This window comes from Micromonospora sp. WMMD956 (assembly GCF_029626125.1).
GTDB lineage: Bacteria > Actinomycetota > Actinomycetes > Mycobacteriales > Micromonosporaceae > Micromonospora > Micromonospora carbonacea.
The window spans coordinates 6,039,687-6,055,419 of sequence record NZ_JARUBI010000005.1 but is presented as its reverse complement, the minus strand read 5'-3'; the positions used below and the strand labels follow the sequence as shown (position 1 = coordinate 6,055,419).

The window sequence follows — 15,733 nt, the reverse complement described above, 5'->3', positions numbered from 1 at the left end:
TTGAGACAAGAACCTAAGCGAGGGGTCCTCCCACGTCAATGGGCAGCTCGGAATCGGTTAGGGTCCGGCCATGGAACGCGCCGACGCACACCTGCACCTCTTCGCCGACGGGTATCCGGGCCGCTACGGACGGTCCCCCGCCGGGGGCGACGAACTGGCCGTCTACCGGACTTTGCGCCACGAACACGGCATCGGCCGGGCGCTCGTGGTCGGCTACGAGGGCGCGCCGGAGTTCGCCGGCAACAACCGGCACCTCGCCGCGCTCGCGGCAGCCCACGACTGGATCGCGCCGCTGGCCTACGTTCCGGTCACCGGCACCGACCGGGCCGGGCTGGACCGCCTGCGCACGGCCGGGTTCGCGGGCGTCGCCGCGTACCTGCCGGACGCGGACGCGGCCGACGCGTTCGCCGGCTGGGCCCACAGCGCCGCCGGGCCGCTCAACGACGCGGGCGCGGTGGTCAGCCTCAACGCCACCCCCGAGGCGACCGGCCGGCTCGGGCCGGCGCTGGCCGCGCTCGACGGGTGCACGGTGCTGTTCAGCCACCTCGGCCTGCCCGGCCGGCAGCCCGCCGCGCCGGCTCCCCGGGCCGCCGCCGACCGGCTCGCCCCGCTGACCGACCTGGCCCGCCTGCCGCACGTCGGGGTCAAGGTCTCCGGACTGTACGCCGTGAGCGACCCGGCCGAGGCGTACCCGCACGACGCCGCCCGGCCCTTCGTCGACCTGCTGCTGGACCGCTTCGGCGCGCGCCGGCTCTACTGGGGCTCGGACTTCTCCCCCAGCCTGGACCACGTGTCGTTCGCCCAGGCCCTGCGGCCGGTCGGGCTCGACGGGCTCTCCGCCGCCGAGGCTGCCGACGTGTTCGGCGGCAACCTCCGCCGCGCCCTGCGCGGGCGCTGACGCCGGGGCCGGCGGACCGCCCCGGTGGCCGGCGCCGGGGCGGGACGGGCGGACCGCCGCCCGCCCGCCCCGGGACGGGTCACGCCTGCGGCGCGGTCTCCCGGCGCAGCGCCGACGACCCGGCCGCCACCGACCAGCCGGCCACCCACCGGCTGGCGCTGCCCGGCCGGGTCCGGTCCGCCAGGTGGTACCAGTCCATCCGGCACCGCTGCCGGGTCACCTCCAGCACGCCGTAGCCGTGGCCGTCCAGCTCCGTCCAGCGCACGTGCGTGTTGGTCGCCCGGAGCAGGTCCGCGCCGAGGACGCTGAGCGCGTTGCCCTCCCGCAGGCCGAGGAAGTCGTTGACGTTGTCGCTGGTCACCGAGGGGACCACGAACTCCGCGGCGGCCGGGTCGGACGTGCCCGTGGCCCGGGTGGTCACCTCGTTGGCCCACGACGTGTGGATGTCGCCGGTCAGGAAGACGACGTCGCGGGTGCCCGTGGCGCGCAGGTGGTCGACCAGTTCGTTGCGGTCGGCGTTGTAGCCGTCCCACTGGTCGGGGTTGAGCACCACGCCGTTCTCGGGGACGCCCAGCAGCCGGCCGATCGGGCCGAGCAGCCAGGCGGGCAGCGTGGCGAGGTCGACCCGGGCGATCATCACGGGGTTGCCGACGAGCTTCCACCGGGCGGTGGAGGCGGCCAGGCCGCTCTTGAGCCAGGACATCTGCGCGTCGCCGGTGATCGTCCGGGCCGGGTCGTCGACGGCCGAGCCCGACGCCTGCTGCGACCGGTAGCTGCGCAGGTCCAGCATGGACAGCTCGGCGAGCCGCCCGAACCGCAGCCGGCGGTAGATCGCCCCGTCCGCGCCGGTGCGCACCGGCATCCACTCGGCGTACGCCTGCCGGGCGGCGGCCACCCGGTCGGCGAAGGCGCCCTCGGTGGCCGGGGTGTGGTTCTCCGCGCCGCCGGACCACTGGTCGTTGGCCACCTCGTGATCGTCCCAGGTGATCACCCAGGGCACCGAGGCGTGCAGCGCCTGCAGGTCCGGGTCCGTCTTGTAGAGCGCGTGCCGGATCCGGTAGTCGGCCAGCGTCAGCACCTCGTGCGCCGGGAGCACCGGCCGCACCACGGACCCGCCGGCGTCGAACTCGCCCGTGCCGTACTCGTAGAGGTAGTCGCCGAGGTGCACGACGAGGTTGAGGTCGCCCCGGTCGGCCAGGTTCCGGTACGCCGAGAAGTAGCCCGCCTCCCAGTTGGCGCAGGAGACCACGCCGAGGCGGAGCCGGTCGATGTCGGCGTCGGCGGGCGGCGCGGTCATGGTGCGCCCGGTCGCCGACCACGCCCCCGCGTACCCGAACCTGTACCACCAGGTCGTCGCCGGGGCGAGGCCGGTGACCGCCACCTTGACGGTGTGGTCGCGGGCCGGGCCGGTGGTCAGGGCGCCCTGGGCCGTCACGGTCACGAAGTCGGGGTCGGCGGCGACCTGCCAGGTCACCTCCGCCTCCGGGCCGACGCCGGAGCCCGGCTGCGCCTCGTCGGTGGGGGTGAGCCGGGTCCAGAGCAGGACCCCGTCGGGCAGCGGGTCGCCGGAGGCCACCCCGTGCCGGAACGCGCCGCCGGCCGCGCCGGCGGGGGCCGCGCCGGCCAGGGTGGCGCCGGCGAGCACGGCCGTCCCGGCGGATGCGCCGGCCAGCCGCAGGAGGGTACGACGGTCGATGGTGTTCGTCATGCCTCACGTATCTACCGTCTTCACCGTCCCGCCCGCTGCCCCGCTCGGCACTGTTCGCCGATCCTTCACCGGCTGTCGGCCGTTCCCACGCCACGCGGCGGCCTGGCCACCGCGATCTCCGGCCGGCGGAGATAGGGTCGGCAGCCATGCGGACGAAGCAGGAGTTGGGCGCGGCCATCCGGCGCGACCGGCGGGCGGCGCTGGTGGTCAACGCCCGCTCCCGCCGGGGTCGCCGCCTCTACGAGCACGCCCGGGCGCTGCTGACCGGCGCGGGCTTCGAGCTGCTCGGGGAGTATCCGGCCGACCGCCCCGGCGAGCTGGAGCGCAGCCTCGCCGACGCCCTGGCGCTCGGGCCCGACCTGCTCGTCGCGGGCGGTGGCGACGGCACGCAGAGCGCCGCCGCCCGACTGCTCGCGCACCGCGACGTGGCGCTGGGCCTGCTGCCGCTGGGCACCACCAACAACTTCGCCCGCACCCTCGGCCTCCCGCTGGACCTGGCCGCCGCGGTGGCGGTCCTCGCCGACGGCAAGGTGATCGACGTCGACCTGGGGCTGGCCGGCGACGTGCCGTTCGCCAACCACGTCGGGGTGGGCATGTCGGCCGACATCATGCTGCGGACGCCGCCCGCGCTCAAGCGGGTCACCGGCCGGCTCGCGTACCCGGCGACCGCACTGGCGCTGCTGGCCCGGCACCGGGCGCTGCGGGCGACGGTGCGGGCCGGGGACGCGACGCACGAGTTCCACACCCACCAGCTCTACGTGGCCAACGGCGGCTTCCACGCCGGCCGGCCGATCACGGTCGACACCGACGCCGACGACCGGCTGCTGGTGGCGTACCCGGTCGGCGGCCCGACCCGGCGCGGCCTGCTGCGGGACACCGCCCGCAACGCCGCCACGGGGGCCCGGCGCACCCTCGCCGAGACGCCGTTCCTCGCCGTCGGCGAGCTGTGGCTGGAGACCGACCGGCCGGCGCGGGTCGAGGTGGACGGCGAGCTGTGCGGCCAGACCCCGATCCGGATCGGGCTGGCCGCCAACGCGCTACGGGTGATGGCCCCCGCCGACGCCCCCGACCGCTGAGCGGCCAAGGAAGGGCCCCCTCTTAACGCATACGGTCGAGAAAGGTTCCCTTCTCACGGCCGGGGGACCCATGGCAGCCGGTCGGTGGCGCGCCGGACGGGGCGCGCCACCGACCGGGGTCAGGACCCGTACGGTCGGGCCGCCCGCGCCGTGCGCAGCGCCTCGGCCCACCAGCCCAACTGGTCGAGCATGGCGCTGGCGGCGCGGTCGACCTGGCCGGCGTCGACCGGCTCGCCGGCCGCGTCGAAGCAGGCGTGGGCCCCGGCGAAGCTGACCGTCTCGCGGATGGTGACGGCGTGCAGCTCGGCGAAGACCACCCGCAGCGGCTCCACCGCCCGCAGGCCGCCGGAGATCCCCCCGTACGAGACGAAGCCGACGGGCTTGGCGTGCCACGGGGCGCCCACCGAGTCGATCGCGGCCTTCAGCGGCCCGGGGTAGCTGTGGTTGTACTCCGGCGTCACCACCACGACGGCGTCGGCCGCGGCGATCCGCTCCGCGAAGGACGCCTCGTCCGGGGCCACGGCCCCGGGCGCGCCGCCGAGCGCCGCCGGGACGTGCGCGAGGTCGATCAGGTCGACGACGAGGTCGGCGCGCTGCCTCGCCTGCCGGCAGAACCAGTTCGCCACGACGGGTCCGAAGCGGCCGTCGCGGACGCTCCCGACGATGACGGCCAACTGGTACGGGGACTCGGACAACGCATCCTCCACAGGGGACAACGGGCCGTCCCTCGACGGCCACCCGCCGACCGTACGACTTCAACCAGGGTTGAGGTCAATCGGGGCGCGGGCGGGGCCGCTCGCGGGCGTCGTCGCCGGCCCGCCCCGAGCGGGCGGAGCGGGCGGGCCGGCGACGACGGGTTCACTGGGCCAGCTCGGCGACCTCCTCGGCGGTCAGCCGCAGGGCGGCGGGGGCCGCCAGGCCGCGCGCCGCGGCGGCCGGGGCCGCCGGCGGGTCGGCGGGCCGCCGCCGGTGCCAGTCGGTGACCGCCTGGTACGCCGCCGCCACCGACAACAGCCGGTCCTCGCCGTAGGGCAGGCCGCCGAGGATGGTGCCGATCGGCACGCCCGCGGCGGTGAACCCGATCGGGAAGGCGATCTCCGGCAGGCCGAGGATGTCGAACGGCACCGGGCTGGTCTGCACCACCACGTCGCAGGAGGCGAAGAGCTGGTCGAGCACCCGCTCCATGAGCAGCAGCTTGGCCCGCTGGCCGGTGATGAACTCGCCGGCGCCCAGCAGCGCGCCCTGCAGCCAGCCCGTCACGGACACGCCGAAGCCGCGCAGGTCGGTGCGCAGGTACGGCATGAACGGCTCGCTGCGCTCGGGCAGCCGCACGTTGTTGAACGCGCTGCCGGTGAGCAGGTCCCACTCGTCGGGCAGCGGCACGTCCACCACGGTCGCGCCGGGGATCGCGGCGAGCTTCGCCAGGTACGCGGCCCGCGCCGCCGCCGTCTCGGTGGTGCCGGCGGTGAAGCCCGGCAGCACGCCGATGCGGGTCTTCCAGCGCAGCTTCAGCTTGCCGCCGGAGTACGCCGGGGTGGCCGCGTCGATCAGCTTCGGCACCCCGGGCAGCCCCTGCGTGCGCGGGTCGGCGGGGTCCTCGCCGGCCATCGCGGTGAGCATGATGGCCGCGTCCTTGGCGTCGCGGGCCAGCGGGCCGGGGTGGTCGCGGGTGTAGCTGAGCGGGATGATGCCGTGCAGCGAGACGCGGCCCATCGTCGGCTTGAGGCCGGTGAGGTTCTGCGCGTTGGACGGCGCGGTGATCGAGCCGCCGGTCTGGGTGCCGGTGCCGGAGGCGGCGAGCCGCCCGGCGACGGCGGTCGCGGTGCCGGTGGACGAGCCGCCGGGGTCGGTGCTGCTGTTGGTCGGGGTCCACGCGTTGACGGTGGTGACCACGCCGGCGGGGGTGGTGGCCCGGGTGGTGGCCAGCGGCCCCATCTGGGTCTTGCCGAGCACGATGGCCCCGCCGGCGAGCAGCCGGGACACCGCCGTGGCGTCGTACGGCGGCCGGAAGTCGGCGAACAGGTAGGAGTTGGCGGTGGTGGGCACCCCGGCGGTGTAGTAGTTGTCCTTGATCGCCAGCGGGATGCCGTGCAGCGCGCCGCGCCGGGGCTTCTTCGCCAGGGCTGCCGCCGCCTTGGCCGCCGCCTCGGCGAGCACCAGGTTGAACGCCTGGTAGGTGCCGTCGTACGTGGAGATGCGGGCCAGGTACGCCTCGACCAGCTTGGCGGGGGTGAGCTTGCCGGCGCGGATCAGCCAGGCCGCCTCGGCGACGGTGAGCTCGGTGGGGTCGGCCACGGCCTCCGGGCGGGGCTTGACGTAGGCGTTGGGCACGTCCAGCGCCGGGTTCCACTTGGCGGCGGCGAGCAGGGGTGTTCGGGCGGGACCGGCCGCCGAGGCCACGGCGGGCAGCCCGACGGCGCCGCCGACCGCCGACGCGGCGGCCAGGGCGGCGGTGCGGGCGAGGAAGGCTCGACGGTCGACGCCACGGTCGACGGGGGCTGTGCTCATCACTTCCGCCATTCCGTGCTGATCGAGGGGTAGAGCATCGGCGCGGGCTGCTGGGACAGCGCCATGGCGACGGTGGGGTCGGTGCCGGCCGGGGCGGGCAGCTGGTACGCGGCCAGCGTGCCGACGGTGCCACGGACGAAGGACCGCAGGGACGCCAGCACGGAGTCGCGGCCGGGGGAACCGGTCTGCGGGTCGGCGGTGGTGCCGGGCGGGAGCTGGTCGAGGTCGATGCCGAGGGACGCGAGCCGGGCGCGGATGAGGACGTCCAGTTCGGCGTCGGTCGGTGGGGTTGGCGCCAAGGGGTGCTCCTCCTGGGGTGGGAGATGATTGCGCCCACTGTCGGACCGGGCCGTGTCGCTGGCGTGTCAAGTCGATCTCGACGCGGTGAACCCACGGGGGTCTATGCCCGCTGACCTGCGCGGCTACGGGCTGCCCCGGCCCGCCCGACCGCCGGGCCCACCCGGCGGCCGACCGTCCGGAGTGGACCGGGGCCGCCGTCACTTACATTGACAGGCATGACTGCGTTCGGTTATCAATGAGTCAGAGAGCGCTCTCCCACCCATCCCGTCTACGGCCCGGCGATCCCGGGCCGGTGCCCGGTGCGCCGGGCGAGGAGGAAGCATGCGGTTCATCCGAGAGCGCCGCGCCGCCGACCCGGTCCCCCGCCCGCCGCGCCTGCGCCGCGCGGGCGCGCTGGCCGTGGCGCTGGTGACCCTGGTCGCGGGCGGGGTGCTGGCCGACCGGGACGCCGTCGACGCGCGGGCGGCGAGCGGCGGTTCGGCCGCCGTCGGCGGCCACGCCGGCCACGCGTACGCGCTGAGCCCCGAGCAGGAGGCCGCCGCGCTGGAGCTCCAGCTCGCTCCGGTGCGCGGCTCCGAGTTCCGGGCCGACTGCCCGAGCAAGGGCCGGGCAGGCGACGACCCGATCGTCATGTGGGGCCGCCCGGGCGCCTCGCACACGCACGAGTTCTTCGGCAACACGACGACCAACGCGTACACCGACCTGACCTCGCTGCGGGCCGGCGGGACGACCTGCAACCCGGTGGCCGACAAGTCCGCGTACTGGGTGCCGACGCTCTACCAGAACGGGGTGGCGCAGAAGCCGCAGAGCGTGCGGATCTACTACCAGGGCCTCACCGACCGGGCGAACGTCAAGCCCCACCCCCAGGGCCTGCGGATCGTGGTGGGCAACCCGCTCGCCACCAGCGCCGGCCAGAACCCCGCCGCCCGGTGGAACTGCGTCGGCATCCCGGCCGCCAGCGGCGACTTCCCGGTCTGCCCCGCCGGGTCCAAGCTGGAGACGTACCTGGACTTCCCGACCTGCTGGGACGGGAAGAACCTGGACAGCCCCGACCACAAGAGCCACATGGCGTTCGGCCTGGGCGGCGTGGGCGGCACCTGCCCGGCCAGCCACCCGGTGCCCGTGCCCCGGCTGGAGTTCCTCATCACGTACGACGTGCGCGGCACCGGGCTCAGCCTGGCCGGCATCCGCGACGGGGCCAACGTCACCACCGCCCCCGGCTACACCTTCCACGGCGACTTCTTCAACGCCTGGGACGAGGCGGAGCTCGCCCGGCGGGTGAAGACCTGCATCGTCGACGGCTACATCTGCGGCAACGACGGGCAGCCGATCCAGCAGTGACGCTCCCGGCGGCGGCGCGCGTCGACCCACCGGCCGGCGCGTGCCGCCGCGTCGTCGCCTGCCGGCCCGGCGGGCCTACGACCTGTCGTCGCGGTCGATGCGCAGCTCCCGCTCCAGCTCGGCGATGACGGCCCGCAGGTCGTCGAGCCGCTGGGTGAGCGCGATCCGGTCCACCTCGTCGGGCACGCCGTCGCCGTCGGCGTCGTAGTCCGGGGCCAGCCGCTCGGTCATCTCCAGCCGGCGGGCCTCCTCCATGGAGTTGACGATGACCGCGATCAGGATGTTGAGCAGCAGGTTGACGGTGATGATCACGAAGCTGACGTAGTAGACCAGCGTCCACGGCGACAGGGCCATCCCCTGCGCCACGAGGTCGGGCAGGGTCTCCAGCGACAGCAGCACGAACAGGGTCAGCAGCGACCGCCCGATGTCGCCGTACTCCTCCGGCTGGGACCGGCCGAAGATCAGCCAGCCGGCCATGCCGTACACGTAGAGCGTCACGCCGGCGAGCGCGAGGAAGCCGGCGACGCCCGGCAGGCTGCGCCACAGCGCCGCCACGATCGTCCGCAGGCCGGGCGAGAAGCGCACCAGCCGCAGCATCCGGGCGACCCGGACGACGCGCAGCAGCGCGGAGTCGCCGTGCAGGCCGGGCACGAAGATCGCGGCGGTCACCAGGAAGTCGAAGACGTTCCAGCCGTGGCGGAAGAAGTCCTGCGGCCGACGGCCGTAGGCCAGCACCCGCACGCCGATCTCGGCGACGAAGGCGAGCCGGAAGGCCCACTCCAGCCCGCGCAGCACCGGCCGCGCCGACCCCAGGTGCGGGTACGTCTCGATGCCGAGCACCGCCCCGTTGGCCAGGATGAGCACGACGATGGCGATCTCGAAGGGCCGGGACCGGGCGACCCGCGCGCACCGCCCGGCCAGCCCCGCCGCGCCCCGGCCCGGCGCCGACCCCCCGCCGGACGCGCCACCCCCGCCGGACGCGTCCGTCCCTCGGGACGACGGCCCCCCGCCGGCCACCGGCGGAGGCGCATCGAGCATTCCCCCACCCTACCGGGCCGGCCCCGACGCGATCTTGGACGGTCGTGGTCGGCCGGTGACACGAAGTGTCCACGTTCGACGACCGGCGACGTGGCGGCGGTGGGCACCGGGAGCTTTAGTGCGCAAAGCGGACACGTCCTTGCCATACCCATTCACCGATCCCTATCCTCGTGTCGGAAAGCGCTTTCCCAATGCCACGACGAAGACGCAGCACGCCGCCCGTCGACATGTCGGCGGCGATGGGCTCCCGTAGACCACGTCCCAGGGTGGGGGCCTCCTCGTCGCCTCCGGCAGTCGCCGGGCGTACCACCTCCAGCACCACATCGAAGGCGAGGCGAGGATGAGACGACCAGTCCCACTGCGACTCCACGCGGCCGTGGCCGCGACGGTCATCGGTGCCGCGATCTGCGTGGCGCTGCCGACGCCCCAGGCGTCGGCGGCGACCGGCGGCGTGACCGGCTACGCGACCCAGAACGGCGGGACCACCGGCGGCGCGGGCGGGCAGACGGTGCGGGCCACCACCGGGACCGCGATCCACACGGCGCTGTGCACCCGGGCCAGCAGCAGCACCCCGATCATCATCCAGGTCGAGGGGACCATCAACCACGGCAACACCGCCAAGGTGTCCGGCAACAGCTGCAACACCAACGCCGGCCTGATCGAGCTCAAGCAGATCAGCAACGTCACGATCGTCGGCGTCGGCAGCGGGGCCGTCTTCGACCAGCTCGGCATCCACATCCGCGACTCCAGCAACATCATCATCCAGAACGTGACCGTCCGGAACGTCAAGAAGTCGGGCTCGCCCACCTCCAACGGCGGCGACGCCATCGGCATGGAGAGCACCGTCCGCAACGTCTGGGTCGACCACGTCACCCTGGAGGCCTCCGGCGGTGAGGCGGAGGGCTTCGACGGCCTGTTCGACATGAAGGACAACGTGCAGTACGTGACGCTGTCCTACAGCATCCTGCGCAACTCCGGCCGGGGCGGCCTGGTCGGCTCCAGCGAGAGCGACCTGGGGAACAACTACATCACGTTCCACCACAACCTGTACGAGAACCTCGACTCACGCGCGCCGCTGCTGCGCGGCGCCACGGCCCACATGTACAACAACTCGTACGTCAACCTGCGCGAGTCCGGCATCAACTCCCGGGCCGGCGCGAAGGCCAAGGTGGAGAACAACTACTTCAAGGACTCCAAGGACGTCCTGGGCACCTTCTACACCAACGAGCGCGGCACCTGGCAGGTCGCCGGCAACGTCTTCGACAACGTGACCTGGTCCAGCCCCGGCAACGAGAACTACCCCGCCGGGCCGAACCCGACCTCCACCACCACCGTCAGCATCCCCTACTCCTACCGCCTCGACGGGGCCAGCTGCGTGCCCAACCTGGTGCGCCAGACGGCCGGGGCCAACAAGGGCCTCCAGGTGTCCGACGGCAGCTGCACGCCGCAGACCCCGGCCCCGACCACGCCCGCACCGACCACCCCGACCCCCGGGCCGACCACCCCGACGCCGGGGCCGACCAACCCGGGCGGGACGAACCTCAGCCTCGGGGCCGGCGCGGACGGCTCCAGCAAGGCCGACGGCAGCAGCTACGGCAACGTGCTGGACGGCAACCTGGGCACCTCCTGGTCGCCGTCCGGCTCCACCGGCCGGATCTCGGTCAAGTGGGACGCCGCCGTCCGGGTCGGCTCGGTGAACATCCGCGAGGCCTCCGGCGCGACCGGCGTCATCCGATCCTGGCGGCTGGTCAACAACGACACCGGGGCGGTCCTCGCCTCGGGCAGCAACGGGGTGGGCGTCGTGTCCTTCAGCCCCACCTCGCTGAAGAAGATCAACCTGGAGATCACCGGCGCGACCGGCACGCCGCGGGTCGCCGAGTTCGAGACGTACGCCGGCTGACGCCGCGCCGCGCGGCGGCGACGGCGGCACACGCGCCGAAGGCCACCTCCCCGTCCCGGGGGAGGTGGCCTTCGGCGGTGGCCGGTCGGCCCCGGTCGCTACTTCTTGACGACCTTCGCGGTCTCCTTCGACGTGGCCGTGCCGGGTTGCAGGTCCGAGCGGGTGGCCGTCACCCGCACGGAGAGCCGGTACCCGACGTCGGCGGCCTTCGGCACGTACGTCCTGCCGGTGGCCCCGGCGATGACCTTGCCGCCGCGCAGCCACTGGTAGGAGAAGGTGAGCTTCTTCTCGTCCCACCTGCCCGGGTCGGCGGTGAGGGTCTTGCCGACCTTGGCCGTCCCGCTGATCGACGGGAGCGTGGTGGCCCTGGCGGGGTCGCCCAGCGCCGGCACGTTGAGGGCCCGCTCGCGGCTGACGTTGCCGGCCACGTCGTACGCCCGGTAGCGGATCACGTGGGCGCAGCTGTCGATCCGGGCCGGGGCCAGGTACGGCTGCCAGGCGCCCTTGTCGATCCGGTACTCGATGCGGGCGACGCCGGAGTCGACGTCGCTGGCGTTGACCACGAACTTGCGCTCCACCAGGTACGCCTGCACGGTCGGCGCGGTCTCGTCCACCTTGACCTGTAGCGACCACACGTCGCTCCAGAAGAGGTTGACGCCCTGGGCCCGGTAGTCGACGCGGTGGTTGCCCGCCGGCAGGTCCACCGGCTCGCGGTACGGGAACCAGCCGCCGCCGTCGATCTGGTACTCGACCAGCTTCACCTGGTCACCGGCGGTGATGGTCAGGGCGGCGTCCGCGCCATACCACCCGTCGGCCCCCGCGGCGGAGACCGTCGCCTTCGGCTGCCCGCCCTCGTAGCGCAGCGGGTCGACGCTGCCCAGCGTCGGGACGACCTTCCTGATGGCGCCGTCCGCATCGAAGTACAGCCGGTCGATCGTGGTCTCCCGGTGCGTGCCGTCGCCGCCCGGGATCCCGAACCGGTGGTACGCGACGTACCAGTCGTCGGTGCCCGGCACCTGGAGGATCGAGTGGTGCCCGGTGCCGAGGATGCCCTGGCTCGGATCCTTGGTGAGGATCTCCCCCTTGGCGGTGAACGGCCCCAGCGGGCTGGTGCCGGTGCCGTAGCCGACGCGGTAGTTCTCGCTGCCCGTGTCGTCGATCGACCAGGACAGGTAGTAGGTCCCGGCGCGCTTGTGCATGAACAGGCCCTCGCGGAAGTCCGTGAGGCCGGTCAGCCGCACCCGCTTGGCGACGTCGTAGGAGACCATGTCGTCGTTGAGCGGGACCACGTACGGGGTGCCGTTGCCCCAGTAGAGGTAGCTCTGCCCGTCGTCGTCGGTGAAGACCGCCGGGTCGATCTGCTGGGCGTTGCCGTAGTCGGCCTTGCTCACCAACGGCTTGCCGATGGGGTCGACGAACGGCCCGAGCGGCGAGTCGGCGACGGCGACGCCGATGTTCTGCTGCGCCGAGAAGTAGAAGTAGTACTTGCCGTTCTTCTCGATCGCGGCGGGCGCCCACGCGTTGCTGTCGGCCCAGGTGATGTCCGGCCCGAGGTCGAGGATCGTGTCGTGCGCGGTCCAGTCGACCAGGTTGCGGCTCGACCAGACGGTGAACGTCGAGCTGCCCCAGCCGGGGAAGCCGTCGGTGGTGGCGTAGATGTAGTAGGTGTCGCCGAACCGGACGATGTTCGGGTCGGCGTTGAAGCCGGGCAGCACCGGCGAGCGCATCTGCACCGTGCGCACGGTCCACTCGCGGGTCGCCCCGGCCGCGCTGGTCACGGTGACCGTCACCGGCTGCGAGTGGTCCCGCGCGCCGCCGGGAGTGACGGTCGAGGTCGGCGCGACCACGTACGTCGGGGCGAGGGCGGTCACGTCGGTGCCGGGCTTGACCGGCAGCGTGATGGTGCTGCTGGCGGCGTCGACGATCGCGGGGACCTTGAGGCTGTCGAGCTGCACCGACACGACGCTGGTGCCGTTGGCGCCCAGCGCGGCGACCTCGCCGTCGGTGAGCGCCCGGTTGTAGAGGGAGAAGTCGCGCACCCGGCCCTTGAGATACCTGTCCGAGGCGTACTGGGAGCGGCCGATGTAGTTGGCCGTGGTCCGGCCGCCGCCGATGTCGCCGGGGCGGTGGGTCAGGCCGGTCTTCTCGGCGACCCGCACCCCGTCGAGGTAGATCCGGGCGGTGCCGGCCGAGTTCAGGGTGTACGTGAGGGTCTTCCACACGCCCCGGGGGACGGCGCTGCCGCCGGTGACGGTCTGCTCGCCGGTCCAGTTGCCGAGGCTGATCGAGGTGCGGTAGTTGTTGCCGGTGGTGAACAGGTAGCCGTTGCCGACGCCGGCGGAGTCGGTGTTGCCCAGGCCCCAGACGAAGTACGGCGTCGCCTGGTCGGTGGCCATGTTGACGTCCATCGACACGGTGATCTCGTCGAGGCCGGCCATGATGTCGTCGGGCAGGGCCACGTGGCCGTTGGTGCCGCCGAGGGCGAGGCTGCCGTCCCGCCAGCTCGCGTCGCCGGCCAGCTTCGCGTCGTAGCCGTTGCCGGAGTCGTCGGTGACGGTGGTGCCGCCGGCCTGGTCGAGCGCGTAGTGGGCGACGACGCCGTCGGCGTTGGCGCGCACCGGCGGCGGCGCGTCGTTGAGGGCGTCGAGTTCCTTCTTCGTGACCGGGATGACGGTGCCGTGCCGGGGGCTGGCGGGCAGGTCGTAGGAGGCCGGCACCTTCCAGTCCGGGTGCTCCAGGTCGTCGGTGCCCAGCGGGATGTAGCCCCGGCCGCCGTACTCGTCGACGAACAGGTAGTACTTCGAGCCGGAGGTGTCGCCGGGGTTGGCCTTGAAGACCGTGGGACCCTCGACGGCGGAGGTGCCGGCGTCGCGGCCGATGCACGAGTCGAGCACCGCCCAGGAGGGCTTGCCGGGCAGGTCGACGGCGGTCAGCGAGGACGACTTCTCCTGGATGATGTCCGAGCAGCCGGTGCCGCCGCCGCCCTCGTCCTTGGTGAACCGGTAGTAGGTGTCGCCCTCCCGGATCACGGTGGAGTCGATGCGCGAGTCGCCCGGGTCCTGCCAGATCGTCGGCTGGCTGAACGTGACGAAGTCGCGGGTCGTCGCGGCGAGCATCCGGTTGTACGTGTTGCCGGTGTGGTTCGGGTCGTTCTCCGCGTAGAGCTTCGAGGCCCAGAAGACGAGGTACTCGCCCCGGGCGGCGTCCCAGTACGCCTCGGGCGCCCAGGTGTTGCCGGCGGCGGGCGGCGAAACCAGGACGTGCCGCTGCTCCGACCAGTTCACCAGGTCGGTGGACTCCCAGACCTCCAGGTAACGGCTGCCCTGGCGCTGGGCGACGTCCCAGTTGCCGTTGCGGCCGATGGACAGGTCGGTGGCGATGAGGAAGAACCGGTCCCCCTCCGGGCTGCGGATCAGGAACGGGTCCCGCAGGCCCAGGGTGCCGAACGTCGACTCCAGCTTCGGCCGGCCGCCGTTGAGCTCGGTCCACCGCAGCGCGTTGTTGCCCTGGCTGGCCGCGAAGTAGATCTTCTCCCCGGCGATGGAGTTGCCGGTGAAGTAGCTGAAGGCGTAGCCGGCGTACGGGGCGGCCTCGGGCAGCTCGCGGACGGTCAGCTCGATGGCCCGCTCGGCGGTGGCCGTGCCGACGGTGACGGTCGCGGTCACGGTGACCTTGACGTCGCCCACCCCGTGCGCGGGGCGCTTGACGATGCCGTCGGGGCTGACGACGTCCGGGCTGGCGGAGCGCCAGGCGACGGTCGCGCCGTTGCTCCCGGTGCTCGGCATGGTGAGGTTGCCGCGCACGTCGCCGGCGTTCACGAGCGAGAGGGCGGCGGCGGCCGCGGCGGCCCGCGTCTGGTCGGTCTCGTTGGGCAGGACGGTGGCGGTGAACGCCTTGGTGTCGCTGCTGCCACCCCGGCTGACGGTCGCGGTGAGGGTGACCGTGGCGGGCCCGTCGGCGGGGGCGGGGCGGGTCACCTCGCCGGTCGCGCTGATCGTGCCGGGGGCGCTGGAGGACCAGGCGATCGCCGAGCCGTACGTGCCGGTGGTGGGCAGGGTGAGCTTCCCGGTCACGGCCGAGAGGTCGCCCAGGTCGAGGGCGGCGGTGTCGGCGGCGACGCGGGTGGCGTCGGGCAGGGCGATGGCGGCCACCTCGCCGGCGGCCAGCGCCCGGTCGTAGATGCGGAAGTTGGCCACCCGGCCCTTGAGGAACCGGTCGGCGGCGTAGTTGGACCGGCCGAGGTTGTTGTTGGTCGTGACGCCGTTGCCGACCGCGCCGGGCAGCACGGTGACGCCGGTGTTCTGCGCGACCTGCACGCCGTCCTCGTAGAGGGTGCCGGTGGTGCCGGTCTGCGTGTAGGTGACGGACTTCCACACGCCCCGGGCGAGGTTCGCGCCCTTGCCGGTCACCTTCTCGCCGGACCAGTTGGTGGTGGTGATGGCGGTGCGGAAGGCGTCGCCGCTGGTGAACAGGTAGCCGGTGCCGGAGTTCGACGTCGCCGGGTTGCCGAGGCCCCAGATGAAGTACGGCGTCTGCTGCGCGGGGTCGACGAGCACGTCGACGGCGACGGTGATCGACGACAGCCCGGCCATGATGTTGTCGGGCAGCCTGACGTGGTCGTCGACCCCGTCGAGGACGAGGCCCCCCTGGCCGGTCCAGGTGCCGCCGCCGGTGAGCGTGCCGTCGTTGCCCCGGCCGGAGCTGTCGGTGACGGTGGTGCCGGTGGTCTGGGTCAGGTCGTAGCGCACCAGCAGGCCGTCGGTCACGTCGGCCGCGGCGGCCGGCGCGGCGGTGGCGGGCAGCAGCCCGGCGACCAGGGCGAGGAGGATCCCGGCGACGAGTGGCCGGGCGCGGCGTCGGGAGCGGGGCGGGAAGGAGGATGGCGTTTCCGGGGGAGCTGCTTCGCGCATGGGGTTCCCTCGTGGTGGCGGGGGTGTGAGCGTTAACAAGCCCGAATTCTCGGC

Annotated in this window: 10 protein-coding genes; 4 read left to right on the top strand and 6 right to left on the bottom strand. The window is 73.5% G+C overall.

Features of this window, described 5'->3' with window-relative positions:
- The first annotated feature begins 70 nt into the window (after positions 1–70).
- Entirely contained in the window at positions 71–898 is an 828-nt protein-coding gene (locus O7628_RS26455; RefSeq protein WP_278134638.1) for an amidohydrolase family protein, read from the top strand.
- A gap of 79 nt (positions 899–977) precedes the next feature.
- On the opposite strand, the gene O7628_RS26450 is transcribed toward O7628_RS26455, so the two are convergent.
- The gene (locus O7628_RS26450) at positions 978–2,606 is read right to left on the bottom strand and encodes an alkaline phosphatase D family protein (RefSeq protein WP_278134636.1); all 1,629 of its coding nucleotides are present in this window, start codon (positions 2,604–2,606) and stop codon (positions 978–980) included.
- A gap of 146 nt (positions 2,607–2,752) precedes the next feature.
- On the opposite strand from O7628_RS26450, the gene O7628_RS26445 reads away from it, so the two are divergent.
- The gene (locus tag O7628_RS26445; RefSeq protein WP_278134634.1) at positions 2,753–3,682 is read left to right on the top strand and encodes a diacylglycerol kinase family protein; all 930 of its coding nucleotides are present in this window, start codon (positions 2,753–2,755) and stop codon (positions 3,680–3,682) included.
- Positions 3,683–3,801: 119 nt separating this feature from the next.
- Here the strand turns inward: O7628_RS26445 and O7628_RS26440 are convergent, their stop codons facing one another.
- The 3 genes from O7628_RS26440 to O7628_RS26430 all read right to left on the bottom strand — a co-directional run bounded on the left by O7628_RS26440 (position 3,802) and on the right by O7628_RS26430 (position 6,489).
- Entirely contained in the window at positions 3,802–4,377 is a 576-nt protein-coding gene (locus O7628_RS26440; protein WP_074479109.1) for an NAD(P)H-dependent oxidoreductase, read from the bottom strand.
- Positions 4,378–4,540: 163 nt separating this feature from the next.
- Entirely contained in the window at positions 4,541–6,190 is a 1,650-nt protein-coding gene (locus O7628_RS26435) for an amidase (RefSeq protein ID WP_278134632.1), read from the bottom strand.
- Positions 6,190–6,489: a hypothetical protein gene (locus O7628_RS26430; protein WP_278134631.1), complete on the bottom strand. Its 300-nt coding sequence runs from the start codon at positions 6,487–6,489 to the stop codon at positions 6,190–6,192. The genes O7628_RS26435 and O7628_RS26430 overlap by 1 nt, the downstream gene beginning before the upstream one ends.
- Positions 6,490–6,811: 322 nt before the next feature.
- On the opposite strand from O7628_RS26430, the gene O7628_RS26425 reads away from it, so the two are divergent.
- Positions 6,812–7,831, top strand: coding sequence for a DUF1996 domain-containing protein (locus tag O7628_RS26425; protein ID WP_278134629.1), 1,020 nt, complete (start codon positions 6,812–6,814; stop codon positions 7,829–7,831).
- Between the two features lie 75 nt (positions 7,832–7,906).
- Here O7628_RS26425 and O7628_RS26420 read toward each other — a convergent pair whose 3' ends face one another.
- Entirely contained in the window at positions 7,907–8,869 is a 963-nt protein-coding gene (locus O7628_RS26420; protein WP_278134627.1) for an ion transporter, read from the bottom strand.
- A gap of 340 nt (positions 8,870–9,209) precedes the next feature.
- On the opposite strand from O7628_RS26420, the gene O7628_RS26415 reads away from it, so the two are divergent.
- Entirely contained in the window at positions 9,210–10,769 is a 1,560-nt protein-coding gene (locus O7628_RS26415) for a polysaccharide lyase family 1 protein (RefSeq protein ID WP_278134625.1), read from the top strand.
- A 98-nt stretch (positions 10,770–10,867) separates the two neighbouring features.
- On the opposite strand, the gene O7628_RS26410 is transcribed toward O7628_RS26415, so the two are convergent.
- On the bottom strand, positions 10,868–15,679 hold the full coding sequence (locus O7628_RS26410) for a family 43 glycosylhydrolase (protein ID WP_278134623.1): 4,812 nt from the start codon (positions 15,677–15,679) through the stop codon (positions 10,868–10,870).
- Between the last annotated feature and the right edge of the window lie 54 nt (positions 15,680–15,733).

Bases quoted from the DNA above. Each gene is read 5' to 3' on its own strand.
- O7628_RS26455 (WP_278134638.1), top strand. From the start codon at position 71: ATGGAACGCGCCGACGCACACCTGCACCTCTTCGCCGACGGGTATCCG.
- O7628_RS26450 (WP_278134636.1), bottom strand. From the start codon at position 2,606: ATGACGAACACCATCGACCGTCGTACCCTCCTGCGGCTGGCCGGCGCA.
- O7628_RS26445 (WP_278134634.1), top strand. From the start codon at position 2,753: ATGCGGACGAAGCAGGAGTTGGGCGCGGCCATCCGGCGCGACCGGCGG.
- O7628_RS26435 (WP_278134632.1), bottom strand. From the start codon at position 6,190: ATGAGCACAGCCCCCGTCGACCGTGGCGTCGACCGTCGAGCCTTCCTC.
- O7628_RS26425 (WP_278134629.1), top strand. From the start codon at position 6,812: ATGCGGTTCATCCGAGAGCGCCGCGCCGCCGACCCGGTCCCCCGCCCG.
- O7628_RS26420 (WP_278134627.1), bottom strand. From the start codon at position 8,869: ATGCTCGATGCGCCTCCGCCGGTGGCCGGCGGGGGGCCGTCGTCCCGA.
- O7628_RS26415 (WP_278134625.1), top strand. From the start codon at position 9,210: ATGAGACGACCAGTCCCACTGCGACTCCACGCGGCCGTGGCCGCGACG.
- O7628_RS26410 (WP_278134623.1), bottom strand. From the start codon at position 15,679: ATGCGCGAAGCAGCTCCCCCGGAAACGCCATCCTCCTTCCCGCCCCGC.